This is a genomic window from Ferruginibacter sp. (genome assembly GCF_028288465.1).
Taxonomy (GTDB): domain Bacteria; phylum Bacteroidota; class Bacteroidia; order Chitinophagales; family Chitinophagaceae; genus Ferruginibacter.
Genome location: NZ_JAQBNR010000001.1, coordinates 201202 through 214940, shown reverse-complemented (window position 1 = coordinate 214940; position 13739 = coordinate 201202). Strand labels below are relative to the sequence as shown.

Here is a 13739-nt window from a genome sequence, read left to right as displayed (position 1 = left end):
CAAATTTAAACCCGTCTGCTGAAAGAAAAACCCTTCTTTATAAAATAATATTAACGGACTGTCGTTCTCTGTAAAGACAAATCTATTCCCTACACAATAGTTTTGTTTAAATCCTTTGTACCATGAAACACCTTGCAACTACCACCCTTTTGGTACTGCTAATCCTTGCAGCAGTCACCAGCTTTGCACAAGAGCATCCCCAAAACAGGGCCTCTCCTGCTAAACCAGCTTTATTCACTCAATTTCCTGACGTTATCAATTGTACAGCCGGACAGTTAAACAGTTTTTTTAACAGCCGCCCCGGAGAAAACATTGCAGTTTCTTTCAACAGCAATCTTATGCTGGATGGAAATGTAAAAAGCAATATTTCAAAATACAGCAACCTTCAAACGGTAGTTGTAAAACTGGCGCAGTTTAATAATATATCGTTCACAATTTCCAGGATAATAGATGAGGACAATCAGATTGTATACTCCGGTCATTTGTTTGATCCTGCTTATGCGGACGGATTTGAACTTAAAAATAAAGGAGGAGGCAACTATCAGTTCGTGAAAATCGAGTTGGAAAAAATGCTTCCCACCTGTAGTCAGTAAAGCATACCCTACTACCTTACAAAATCCTTACCCTACATGTTTCTGGCCTGACAAACCGGAAAGAAAACTATTAACATGAGAAAACCTACTACCCTTTTTGTGCTATTGATAGCATTGTTGGTTTCTTTCGATACCTATGGTTTGCCTAAATTAAGCAGCTATCCAACTGCAAGTGCAACCATCTTTCTGGACTTTGACGGTCACAATGTTTACAGCCCACTCTGGCAGGGCGGCACCCCGTTTACCTGTGCTTCGGCTCCAATGACAGATGCCCAGATAACTGAAGTATTCAACAGAGTTGCTGAAGACTACCGGCCGTTTAATATGAATATTACAACAGATTCACTCGTTTTTTTGGCTGCTCCTCTTAAAAAAAGAATCAGGGTGGTTATTACCCCTACCAGTGCCTGGTATCCAGGTGTAGGAGGCATATCTTACGTAGGCTCATTTACCTGGGGTGACGATACGCCATGTTTTGTTTTTTGTGACCGGCTTGGGCCCAATAACGCAAAATATGTAGCCGAATGCTGCTCTCATGAAAGCGGACATTCCGTAGGCTTGTCTCACCAGTCGAGATACGATGGCAGCTGTAACTTAACGGCCACCTACAATGATGGGGCGGGTACAGGCCAGGTTGCCTGGGCACCCATTATGGGCAATAGTTATAACCGTAACATGAGCGGCTGGAACAATGGGCCCACCCCCTATGGATGCACTGCAACTCAGGATAACCTTTCCATCATTACCACCCAAAATGGCTTTACTTACAGACCGGATGATTTCAGTGATGCTATCAGCGGATCACCAACGCAGATCAATTTGTCACCTGTTCCTGTAACCGGCATCATCACTACTTCTACCGACCTGGACGCATTTAAAATTCCGGTAGCGGTAAATTCAAATATTCATCTGGATATTTCTCCATTTAGCATCGCGGCCAATAACAATGGCGCTGACCTGGATGTGAAAGTAAGCTTATACGACGCAACAAAAACGTTGATTAATACCTACGACCCAACTGACAAAATGAATGTAACCATCGACACAATTTTAAACGCAGGCAATTACTATATAATAGTACAGGGGGCTGGTAATAGCAACGCTACAGATTATGGCAGTCTTGGTTCTTATACCATTACCGGCGTGCAGGGTACGTTACCCATCCGGCAGGTACTCCTGGCAGGGAAAGGCGAAAAAAACAAGCATTCCCTCACCTGGAATATTCAGGCAGATGAACCTGTTCAATCTGTTACCGTTGAGTCTTCACTCACAGGTAGTAATTTCAGTACGCTCGCCAAAGTCGATGGGACTTCCAGCGGTTACAGCTATGCACCACTTCAGCGTGGAGATATTTATTACAGGCTAAAAGTAACTTCAGTACTCAATCAAAGCATGTATTCCAATACCATTGTTTTAAAAGACGCCGTAAAAGCCGATTTTAAGGTTTCTACTTTGGTGCATAGCCAGCTCTCCATAACAGCAAACAGCAATTATCAATACCGGTTGAATGACATCAACGGCAATACCCTTGCCGCAGGAAACGGCAGACAAGGCTTTAACCAGCTGAATATGGATAACCGGCCGGCCGGTATATATATACTGCAACTGGTAAACAACAATCAACAACAAACAGAAAGAATTATAAAACAGTAAGGTAGATTCATGTGTAAGTTAAAGGGTCAGCGTAAGGGGCTGGCCCTTTTTTATTTCCCGCTTTCATTCTTGCCCGTAAATACAGCAGAGTATAGAATGCTTTGCAAATGCTTTTCAGCATCTTAAGCTGCCCCTTCCCTTCAATACCACAAAATGTTTTCTTAAATAAACATTAAATCAATTCATCACGAAATGCCTCAACGTTGATGATATATATTTTTTAAGTAACTTTAAAAAACCCTTTTTTATATGTTATGGAGAAAATTCAATGGCGATCCCATTCAACTACCCATTAAACAGGCGGTAGAAGAAACAATCACAAGAGAAACAAAAGCAGGCAACCATCTTAAAGTTTGCATCGGTACAGACAGCCAGGTAAAAGGCAAGGAAACAGAATTTGCAACCGTAATTGTGTTTTTACGCGAGGGCCGCGGTGGCTTTATGTTTATTCACAATGAAAAAAGTTTGGTGAAGTACAGCATTAAAGAACGTATGCTGGTTGAAGTTGCCAAAAGTATTGAAATTGCGTATGAATTATGCGACCTGTTTACGTTGTATGATGTTGACATGGAAGTACATGCCGACATCAATACCAATCCGCAATTTAAAAGCAACGAGGCTTTACGTGAAGCGATGGGCTACATACTAGGTATGGGCTTTGCATTTAAAGCCAAGCCGGAAGCCTTTGCCAGCAGTAGTTGCGCCAACAAAATTGTAAACTAGCCTCCTGTTTCTGACTGAATTGTTTGTATGCTAAATCATACAAACTGTAAATCCGACTCCCTGATATTTTAATAGCACTAACAAGAATAGTCGACTGCTTACCCTTCTTCCTTTACTTCGTTCCGTTCATCAATCAGGTGCAATATTTTATCACGCCCCAATTTTTTAGTAGCACTGCTTATAAAATGCTGTGGTAAAAATTGCCATGTTTTTCTTAATCGTTCCAAAAATAATTTTACATTTTTCGCCACGACGGCTTGTGTTTCTTTATCAGCTTTTGTAAATACCAGGGTAAAGGGAATTTGCCAGGCATCCAGCTGATTTAAGAAATCAAGATCCAGTTTCTGAGGTGTATGACGGGCATCTATTAAAACAAATACCATCTCAAGATTGGTTCTTTTGCGCAGGTAATTTTCAATCATTTGTTCCCACCTTCTGCGGCTGCGGATGCTTACTTTAGCAAAGCCATAACCCGGTAAATCAACCAGGTACCATTTTACATTTTCACCCTCTTTTTTTGTGTTAACAGCCGAAGCTGAAATAATTTCAAAATGGTTGATGAGTTGGGTTTTGCCCGGCGTGCCGGATGTTTTGGCCAGCTTATCATTATTGCAAAGCATGTTAATTAAAGAAGATTTGCCTACGTTACTGCGACCAATAAAAGCATATTCTTTCTTATCCGGGGCGGGGCATTTTTCAAAATCAGGACTACTGATGATATATTTTGCAGATTTTATAAGCATGCCGCAAAGATAGGCTGAAAGCGCAAAGCTTAGGTCTGTATCCCTGGCGCAAAGCTGAAGCCCGATGCAAAATCCGGACGTTTCGAAATATTGGCAACGCTTGACGCTTTCAGCATTACGCTTTTTGATCAAAATGTTAAACATATTCCGTATTCTTTAACAACAGCCACCCAAAAAAGCTGAATCCTATATCTTTGCACCACAATGACCCAATTTGCTCACGATACCATCGTTCCGCTAAAAGATTCTGATCTTTCAAAAAAAGACCAGGTGGCGGATATGTTCAATAACATTGCTCACCGGTACGATTTTTTAAATCGCTTTTTAAGTGCCGGGGTAGATATATGGTGGCGGAAAAAAGCTATCCGCCAGCTAAAAAAATTAAACCCGAAAAAGATCCTGGATGTAGCAACCGGCACAGCTGACGTGGCAATTATGTCGGCATCTATCCTGAACCCGGAAAAAATTACGGGCATTGATATCAGCGACGGCATGCTGGAAATAGGCCGTACAAAAATTAAAAAGCAGGGCCTTGAAAAAACGATCGAACTGGTGAATGGAGACAGTGAAACAATAAAATTTGCGGACAACTCGTTTGATGCGGTAACAGTGGCTTTTGGTGTGAGAAATTTTGAACACCTTGAAAAGGGGCTGGCGGAAATTAAAAGAGTTTTAAAACCGGGCGGCAAATTAGTGGTGCTTGAATTCAGCCAACCTAAAACCGCCGGTGTTACGCAGGTGTATAATGTGTATATGAAACTGGTGGCGCCCAATGTGGGTAAGATATTTTCGAAAAACCGCAACGCATATAAATATTTAGATGAATCAATTAAAAAATTTCCTGAAGGCAAAAATTTTACTTTAATCCTGGATAACCTGGGATACACAAACACTTATTGTAAACCATTGAGCTTAGGAATATGCAGCATCTATTGCGGAGAAAAATAACCTCCATCATCATCGCTTGTTCATTACTCCCGTTTACCGGGCTATCGCAATTACGCAGTGAATTGAACCAACCCGACCACGATAATAAGCCTTATCATTTTGGCATTAACCTCGGCTTTAATAAATCGCATTTCAGTTTTACACATCACTCAAGTTTTTTACAACAGGATAGCGTTCTTGCTATCGAAAGTATTAACAGCACTGGCCTGAACCTTGGCTGGCTTGTAGATATCCCGTTATCAGATCATTTTGACGTTCGTACATATCCGCTCGACTTAACATTCAGTGAAAAGGCCTTTGAGTACTCGCTGGCTTATCCTGATGTTCCGGGTGGAGAAAGTAAACTGACCATTAAAAAAGTTCAGTCTATTACCATGAGTTTGCCTGTGCAAATAAAATTTACCAGCGACCGGATTGATAATATGAAAGTATACACTATTGCTGGGGTGAAGTTTGATTATGACCTGGCGGCCAATGCCGGAAAAAACAATGGTGACGAGTTGATTAAGCTAAATAAATTTGACTACGGGATTGAGGGTGGCATTGGCTTTCACCTGTACTTTCCTTACTTTGTTCTAACGCCAGAGTTAAAGGTAAGCTGGGGACTGGCCAACCTGCACAGCCGTAACCCGCTTCTTAAATTTTCCAGCAATATTGATAAAATCAACAGCCGGATGATTTCCTTTTCACTAACTGTTGAATAAGTTTTCTTTTTTTATAAAAGATGGATTAAAAATCATACTGCCTTTTGGCGATATTGAGCCTTACTCCTGCGGTAATCAAAGACATTGAGTTATCCTGTGCTGGCGTGTTTACCACTTTAAAACTGCGGTGCTGGTAGGAAAGGTCGATATATAAATTTTCTCTTAACTCATAAGATACCTGCATCAATGCGTTGATACAGGTTGCCTTTTTACCTCCGCCAACGGTATAGCCTTCATCAATACCATAGCGATCGGTGTCAAGTCGAAAGATGTTACCACCTGCATTATATCCCAAGCTATCCAGGCCCTTTTTATAATAAATAAGTTTTGCCATAATAAATACTTTAGCCAAAGGCTGATAACGGGCAATGCCAACAAACTCATTAAAGTTTGCTCCCAGCGGGTGCGCCAATGGCTGATTATAATGACTGTAATTGGAAACAGAATCATTGTGAGAATAGGTATAGGGCCTGACCCTGTTGGTTTCCGCCTGTAAATCAAGATTGGGAATTCCAAAGGCATCGATATATTTTATACCCAGCTGTGTACCATATTTATTGGCCCACCAGCCGCGGTTTGCTTTTATCCTGCTTAACACAAATTCATCCAGCAATAATTGCCCATATACCTGTACCTTATGTGCTATGTTGGCTTTAAAATCTCCACCCAGCAAAGCGTTATCCGGACTGCCAACTGTACCTTCAATATGTCTTAAAAATATGATCGGGTTTAAATATTCAAAATCAAAATGGTTTCTTCTGCCGAAAATGATGCTTTCAAAAACGCCCACGTTCAGCCATTTGGTAACATTCATGCTCAGGTGATGCATGGCTGCATATTTCCTGTCCAGCAAAACATCTCCATGTTTTACAAACTGCGGCATCAGTTCCATAAACAAATTCTGGTAATTTAATTTCCAGATTCTCGTGTTCAACTTTAAAAACAAGTTACTATTACCCCAGTCACTTAAAAACAAACTACGGTAACCATTGCCGATAAAATTTTTATCGTAACCGAACTGTACGTCAATATATTTTGCAGCATTAAATGTAATGTATCCCCTGGCATCAAAATAATCTACGCCGGTACTTTTAAAGGCTTTATAAAAGCCTGCACCCGGCACCGCCCTGGCGCTGCCAATGTATTGTTGAAAAAATTGCGGGCTCCTTTCCTGGTTATCTGTGATGGTAGTTACAAAGCCCAGCTTCTTAGCAATCATTCCCCTTGCAGTTATACCTCTTGTGTTTAAAAATATGGTCTCACTATTACCGGACTCTTTTGACAAATTGAATTGCAAAACTGGATTCACGACCAGGAAGAAGTCTTTTACATTTACCTCCAGCAGGTTGGGTTTGGTTTTATAAAAAGCTCCCCAGAAAGGCTTCTTGCTTAAAAAACTTTCTTTGGAGCCTGTAACCCACTCACTGTTATTCATCAGCAAGCTGTTCATATTGTAGTCATCCAGTTTGGTAAACTTTACGTGATCCGCTTCTTCCGTCACCAGTGAACTGGCGAACTGCTTACGAAGGCTGTCAATATATTCGGCTTGTTGTACGAGGTATTTACGGTTATAGGGTTTTAGCGTAGAAAAATTGAGGTCGGTATTGGTTTGCTGTTTAATCTCCAACCGGTCAACAAAATGATAGCCTTTGTCTCCTTGCGGCAAATAGGTTGATTGCGCCGTAGCGGCAAAGGGACAAATAAAAACTGCCAGTTTGAATATGCTTTTAATAATTTGCATAAAATTTTGTTGGTTTAACGAAACATTCATTTTGAAGATATGCAAAAATACCTTTTTAAGAACACACATATTGTAAACGAAGGAAAAATTGAAACCCTCGATCTGCTAACCGATGGTGAACGAATCGAAAAAATTGGTTCGGGGTTGAATTGCAAAAGCGATGTTACTGAAATAAATGGAGAAGGTAAGTTTTTACTACCCGGTGTGATAGATGACCAGGTACACTTCAGGGAACCCGGGCTTACACATAAAGCCACCATTTATACAGAAAGCAAAGCGGCGGTAGCAGGTGGCGTTACCAGTTTTATGGAAATGCCCAATACTATACCCAATGCCTTATCAGTTGATTTACTGGAAGACAAATACAGGATTGCTTCACAACACTCTCTGGCCAATTATTCTTTTTTTATGGGAGTTAGTAACACCAATGCAGAAGAAGTTTTAAAAGTGAATAAATTAAAAGAAAACATCTGCGGTGTAAAAATTTTTATGGGTGCCAGTACGGGTAATATGCTGGTGGATAACTACAATACATTGGAAAAAATTTTCAGGGAAACTGAGTTACTGGTGGCTACGCATTGTGAAGATGAAAAAATAATCAGGGATAATTACCAGCGTTTAAAAACAGCCAAGGGTGTATTAACCGCCTCTGATCACCCATTGATCAGGGATGATAATGCATGCTATGAATCTTCTCTGGCGGCAATACAAATTGCAAAAAAATTCAACACCCGTCTGCATATACTGCACATCAGCACTGAAAAGGAATTACAGTTGTTTGGCAACATGTTCCCTTTAAAACAAAAAAGAATTACCAGCGAAGTATGCGTACACCATCTGCATTTTACTTCAGACGATTATGCTGAACTTGGCTACAAAATAAAATGCAACCCTGCTATAAAAGCGCCCAACAACAAAGCCGCCTTATGGAAAGCCTTGCTGGACGACCGTTTGGACGTTATTGCCACGGATCATGCGCCACACCTGATGTCAGAAAAAGAAGGTGACTATGAGCATGCACATGCCGGCCTTCCGCTTGTACAACATCCATTGTTGCTGATGTTGCATTATCATAAACAGGGAAATATTTCGCTTGAGAAAATAGTGGAGAAAATGAGTCATGCCGTTGCAGAGTGCTTTGGCATAAGGGATCGTGGCTATATAAGGGAAGGCTACTTTGCTGATCTTGTGCTGGTAGATATGAATCAGCCTTCTGTAGTTAGTAAAGAAAATATTTTATACAAATGCGGCTGGAGCCCGCTGGAAGGCTTTGGTTTTCCGGCAACCATCACGCATACATTTGTAAATGGCCATATGGTTTATGGAAAAGGTGTGTGGGATGAATCTGAGAAAGGGCAAAGATTGAAGTTTGGTGGCCCCTTCTAACACCCCCGGGGGGAGAATGGGATGCGGTAATTTTTGTTTGGCAACAGTGTTAGTGTTTAGAAAGAATGATTTTCGATGTCAGGAATTTTTAAAATAAAAATTATTTCAATGTTCTTTTAATTACATCTCAGGTAATAAAGAACATTTCTTTTTATGGAAACAGATAAAACCACGCTGGCCGACTTATCTATATTGGATACAGGCGACGATTTCTCGGTATTTAGCAAATTAAACCTTTGCCGTACCGTTGGGGGAAGGGACAAAATGTATGAGAATTTTACTAACCCGCTCAACAATATTGAGGCGATCACCGGCATTCAACAAACCTTGCAAACCATATTGAAAAACCTGCAATACTGGCCAGACGAGATAAGCAATGGATCTGTTTTAATGATCGGGAAATTTTATTACGCCGCAATAGATGATATTCCGGCAAGCCCGTCCGTTATTTCTGCCTATGGATACAAGTATTTTCACAAAGCCGATTTCTCCCTGGTAGAATATTCAGTGGGTCATGCATTTGATTTTATTAAAGGCATGCAAAAACTGGTAAAACATTTCATTACCGATACCACCCCGGCGCCATTGCTGAATATTTTAACAGCAGTTCGCGACATGATGCAGCCGGAGCAGTTAGCCATCATCGAAAAAAAGAACAAAGCTGGTGATTTAACCATTGTTGACCAACTACAGCTGGGCCGCTTTTTAAAGCATTATTACAAGCGAAACATGTTGCAGTTGCTGGATATGTACAGCCAGCTGGATGCCTGGTATGGTATGGCCATGTCGGTAAAACAATTTGGCCTCAGCTTTCCTGAATTTGTAACAGACAACGAGCCTATGCTGGAAGCAAAAGGTTTGTACCACATTTTATTAAGCACACCGGTGGATTATGACATCAGGCTGGACCCTGCCCGTAATTTTTTATTCCTCACTGGTGCAAATATGGCTGGCAAAAGCACTTTTATCAAGTCTGTTGGCACTGCTGTCTTTTTGGCCCATATTGGCATGGGTGTACCTGCACAACATATGCAACTGAGCTTATTCGATGGCCTGTTAAGTAATATCAATGTGGCTGATAATCTACACAAAGGCGAAAGCTATTTTTACAACGAAGTACAACGTATTAAATCAACCGTAACAAAAATTTCTGACGGCCGCAAATGGCTTATCCTGATTGATGAACTATTTAAAGGCACTAATATTGAAGATGCCATGAAATGCTCTTCCACCGTGATTGAAGGGTTTCTCAAAATCCATAATTCCCTCTTTATTTTAAGCACACACCTGTACGAAATTGGTGACGCATTGAAAAAATATTCCAACATAAGTTTCAATTATTTTGAAACCACGGTTACCAATGATCAACTGCTGTTCAGCTATCAGTTAAAAAATGGGATCAGTAATGACCGGCTCGGTTATCTTATTTTAAAAAATGAAGGTGTGGTGGAGATGCTGGAGAAGTTGTAGGAGCCGCCTCATTTCCCTAAAGGAAACTTTTGGTACAGGGAGTTGGGTAATTATTATTTTCTCTATCCAACAGCATATTACGTTTAAACCTTTCGATATTCGTTGTCAGCCACGTTAAATTTATCCCCTTATTCTTTATTCCGTGTACATTTGCAGTTACGTTTTTTTAAATTAACAGCATTCAATAATGAAATTTTTCAGGATTTTCAAGTACATACATATACCCAAAAATAAACTGGCCTTATACCTGTTTTATTCCATCCTCGCCACCTTGTTTTCCCTGGTCTCTATCAACGCCCTGGCGCCTTTCTTTAATATCATATTTAAAGCCGACAGCCCAATGCCAACAGTGCCTCAGAGTTCACTGGGAAGGTTTAATATATTCTTTGCAGCGCTGGTAAAAAATCATTCCCCTTTATATGCATTAGGTATTATATGCATGGTAATGGTTGGTTCAGTTTTGCTCAAAAACTTTTTCGTCTATCTTTCTATCTATATTTCAACACCTATGCGGAGCCGGATTATGACCGATTTCCGTCTACGGTTTTACTCTAAAATTTTACAGTTGCCCATTAGCTTTTTTACAGAACAAAGAAAGGGCGATATTATGAGCCGCATGATCGGCGATGTTACTGAAGTACAAAATTCCATATTTACTGCGTTGGAAGGATTGATAAAAGATCCTTTGCTCATCATCGGTTTTTTAATTTCCATGATCTTCATCAGCCCGCAACTATCCCTCTTCCTGCTGATTTTTCTACCCGTCACAGGACTGCTCATCGGCCGTGTTAGCAAGCGCTTGAAAAGGCAGTCGGTTGAATATTCCGCAGCCAACGGCGAAAATTTATCCCATGTAGAAGAAACGCTGGGCAGCATTAAAGTAATAAAAGCATTCACAGCAGAATCGCGTATGCTGACAAAGTTTACCGATGGAAACAATAAAATGTTTTTCATGCTAAACAAAATGACCCTGCGCCGTGATTTGGCAAGCCCGTTAACGGAAACACTGGGAGTGACAGTATTGAGTGCTATTTTATACATTGGCGGCAGATTTGTTTTTAGTCCGGGCAATCATCTTACCGGCGGTGAGCTGGTCAGTTTTATTGTAGCTTTTGCAATGATCATCAACCCCGCAAAAAATTTCTCCACTACCATTTCTAATTTACAAAAAGGTTTGGGTGCCGTAGAAAGAATTGAAGATATTTTAAATGCGCCTTTGGAAGTAGAAGAAAAGCCAAATGCTACCGTATTGTCCGGTTTTCATTATAGCATCGAGTTCAAAAATGTATCGTTTAACTACGATGATAAGCCCGTGTTAAAAAACATCAGCTTCGTGATTGAGAAAGGTAAAACAGTGGCGCTCGTGGGCTCTTCAGGTGCTGGAAAATCAACGCTGGCAGACCTCATCCCAAGATTTCATGATGTTGCAGAAGGAGAAATTCTGATTGATGGCGTAAATATCAAAGAGTTTACCATTCAATCCTTACGCAGGCAAATGAGCGTAGTAACACAGGAAGCGATTTTATTTAATGATACGATTGCAAGCAATATTGCACTGGGTAACAGCAAGGCAACTGCAACGGAAATTGAAGAAGCCGCGATGATTGCGAATGCGCATAAATTCATCATGCTAAAAGAAGATGGTTATAACACAAACATTGGTGACCGCGGTATGAAGTTAAGTGGTGGCGAACGCCAACGTGTCACCATTGCGCGGGCGGTTTTACAAAATCCACCGATACTGATTTTAGATGAAGCCACCTCTTCGCTTGATACAGAAAGTGAGCGCCTGGTGCAGGACGCCATCGTGAACCTGATGCAGGACAGAACCTCGCTGGTAATAGCCCACCGGCTAAGCACTATCCGCAATGCAGATGAAATTATTGTTTTGCAAAAAGGTGAAATTATTGAAAGAGGTACTCACGAAATACTCCTAGCACAAAACGGTTTTTATACCCGGCTTGTAAAAATGCAGGAGATAAAATAAATGTGTTGATATTTCTGAACCCGGCTTCTGTATTACAATCAATCTTCAAAGGCGTCGCACACTTCAACTAAACAATACTATTGATCGTAAATCGCAGCAATCAATTTATCTCCTCAATGTTTTATTTGAAGTGTAAACCTGTAGCATTTAAAAAATGTATTGCTTATCTTTCATTTCATTTATCAAATCCTTAATCATTCACCCATGCTGGTTAAAACATATGGCAGCGCTGTTTATGGCGTAGAAGCAATTACCATTGCGGTAGAAGTCAATATCAATAACCAGGGCAAGTCTGACGCCATCATTGTAGGCCTGCCGGATGGCGCTGTAAAAGAAAGTTTATTGAGGGTAGAAAGCGCCATTAAAGACAATGGTTATTTTATGCCGCGTACAAGGCTGATTGTAAATTTAGCCCCGGCCGATATTCGTAAAAGCGGTACTGCTTTTGACCTGCCGATAGCAATGGGCACACTCGGGGCAAGTGAGCAACTGATTAATCCTGAAAAATTGACAGACTATGTGATTATGGGAGAACTGAGCTTAGACGGTTCTGTCCGGTCCATCAAAGGTGCTTTGCCAATAGCCATCCAGGCAAGAAAAGAAAATTTTAAAGGCCTGATTGTACCTAAACAAAATGCCCGCGAAGCAGCGATGGTGAATAACCTGCTGGTTTATGGGGTTAGCCATCTGAATGAAGTAATTGATTTTTTTAAAGATGAAACTACATTACAACCCGTCGTCGTAAATACAAGAGAAGAATTTGCCTATGCGCAAAGTGATTTTGACATTGATTTTTGTGATGTAAAAGGCCAGGAAAATATCAAGCGTGCACTGGAGATAGCCGCGGCGGGTGGCCACAATGCCATTTTAATTGGCCCGCCTGGTGCCGGTAAAACGATGCTGGCAAAGCGTTTACCAACGATACTGCCACCGCTTTCCCTACATGAAGCTTTGGAAACCACCAAGATTCACAGCGTGGCGGGCAAGCTGCCGGAAAATGCAACGTTAATTTCTAAACGGCCTTACAGGAGCCCGCATCATACTATTAGCGACGTGGCTTTGGTCGGGGGCGGCGGTAATCCTCAACCCGGAGAAATTTCTCTGGCACATAACGGTGTGTTATTTTTAGATGAATTACCTGAGTTTAAAAGAACGGTGCTGGAAGTAATGCGCCAGCCAATGGAAGAAAGAAAAGTGACCATTAGCAGGGCAAAAATTGCATTGGAATTTCCAGCCAGCTTTATGCTGATCGCCAGTATGAACCCCTGCCCCTGTGGCTATTTTAATCACCCGGAAAAACCCTGCACCTGCCCACCCGGAGCTGTACAAAAATACCTTAACAAAATTTCGGGACCATTGCTTGACAGGATTGACCTGCATGTAGAAGTAACCCCAGTAGCGTTTAGTGAACTATCCAGCACAAGGCAATTTGAAAAAAGCGACAGTATACGGGCAAGGGTTATAAAAGCAAGGGAGATACAGGAAGAAAGGTATAAAAACAATGAAGGCGTTTATTCCAATGCACAGATGAGCAGCAAAATGCTGAAAGAAATTTGTATTATAAATACTGCCAGTCAAAACCTGTTGAAAATTGCTATGGAAAAACTAAATTTATCAGCCCGTGCGTATGACAGGATTTTAAAAGTAAGCAGAACCATTGCAGACCTTTCGGGAAGTGAAGACATTAAAGCAGAGCACCTTGCCGAGGCAATACAATACCGGAGCCTGGACAGGGAAGGTTGGGGTGGATAAGGTGGTGAATTGAGAATCGTCAAATTAGACATTCAGTCG

At 41.1% G+C, this 13739-nt stretch carries 11 protein-coding genes; 9 read left to right on the top strand and 2 right to left on the bottom strand.

What is annotated here, in order from left to right; all coding sequences use genetic code 11:
• Positions 1-122 precede the first annotated feature (122 nt).
• The 3 genes from JWR61_RS00930 (at position 123) to JWR61_RS00920 (ending at position 2969) form a co-directional block, all read left to right on the top strand.
• The gene (locus JWR61_RS00930) at positions 123-593 is read left to right on the top strand and encodes a hypothetical protein (protein ID WP_301926002.1); all 471 of its coding nucleotides are present in this window, start codon (positions 123-125) and stop codon (positions 591-593) included.
• A 75-nt stretch (positions 594-668) separates the two neighbouring features.
• Positions 669-2246 carry a T9SS type A sorting domain-containing protein gene (locus tag JWR61_RS00925; RefSeq protein WP_301926001.1) on the top strand — a complete coding sequence of 526 codons (1578 nt, stop codon included), beginning with the start codon at positions 669-671 and terminating at the stop codon, positions 2244-2246.
• Between the two features lie 249 nt (positions 2247-2495).
• Entirely contained in the window at positions 2496-2969 is a 474-nt protein-coding gene (locus JWR61_RS00920; RefSeq protein ID WP_290339069.1) for a ribonuclease H-like YkuK family protein, read from the top strand.
• A gap of 98 nt (positions 2970-3067) precedes the next feature.
• On the opposite strand, the gene yihA is transcribed toward JWR61_RS00920, so the two are convergent.
• On the bottom strand, positions 3068-3712 hold the full coding sequence (gene yihA, locus JWR61_RS00915; protein WP_301926000.1) for a ribosome biogenesis GTP-binding protein YihA/YsxC: 645 nt from the start codon (positions 3710-3712) through the stop codon (positions 3068-3070).
• Between the two features lie 204 nt (positions 3713-3916).
• On the opposite strand from yihA, the gene ubiE reads away from it, so the two are divergent.
• Both ubiE and JWR61_RS00905 read left to right on the top strand, forming a co-directional pair.
• On the top strand, positions 3917-4660 hold the full coding sequence (ubiE, locus tag JWR61_RS00910) for a bifunctional demethylmenaquinone methyltransferase/2-methoxy-6-polyprenyl-1,4-benzoquinol methylase UbiE (protein WP_301925999.1): 744 nt from the start codon (positions 3917-3919) through the stop codon (positions 4658-4660).
• The gene (locus tag JWR61_RS00905) at positions 4633-5364 is read left to right on the top strand and encodes a porin family protein (protein ID WP_301925998.1); all 732 of its coding nucleotides are present in this window, start codon (positions 4633-4635) and stop codon (positions 5362-5364) included. Before ubiE ends, JWR61_RS00905 begins: the two co-directional genes overlap by 28 nt.
• A gap of 25 nt (positions 5365-5389) precedes the next feature.
• Here JWR61_RS00905 and JWR61_RS00900 read toward each other — a convergent pair whose 3' ends face one another.
• Complete coding sequence (locus JWR61_RS00900; protein WP_301925997.1) at positions 5390-7105, bottom strand: hypothetical protein; 1716 nt, start codon at positions 7103-7105, stop codon at positions 5390-5392.
• Between the two features lie 39 nt (positions 7106-7144).
• Here JWR61_RS00900 and JWR61_RS00895 point away from each other — a divergent pair, with 39 nt between their 5' ends.
• The 4 genes from JWR61_RS00895 (at position 7145) to JWR61_RS00880 (ending at position 13700) form a co-directional block, all read left to right on the top strand.
• Entirely contained in the window at positions 7145-8491 is a 1347-nt protein-coding gene (locus JWR61_RS00895; protein WP_301925996.1) for a dihydroorotase, read from the top strand.
• A gap of 153 nt (positions 8492-8644) precedes the next feature.
• On the top strand, positions 8645-9961 hold the full coding sequence (locus tag JWR61_RS00890; protein ID WP_301925995.1) for a DNA mismatch repair protein MutS: 1317 nt from the start codon (positions 8645-8647) through the stop codon (positions 9959-9961).
• 187 nt (positions 9962-10148) lie between these two features.
• Positions 10149-11948, top strand: a complete 1800-nt coding sequence (locus JWR61_RS00885) for an ABC transporter ATP-binding protein (RefSeq protein ID WP_301925994.1) — start codon at positions 10149-10151, stop codon at positions 11946-11948.
• A gap of 204 nt (positions 11949-12152) precedes the next feature.
• Positions 12153-13700, top strand: a complete 1548-nt coding sequence (locus JWR61_RS00880) for a YifB family Mg chelatase-like AAA ATPase (protein WP_301925993.1) — start codon at positions 12153-12155, stop codon at positions 13698-13700.
• Positions 13701-13739 lie beyond the last annotated feature (39 nt).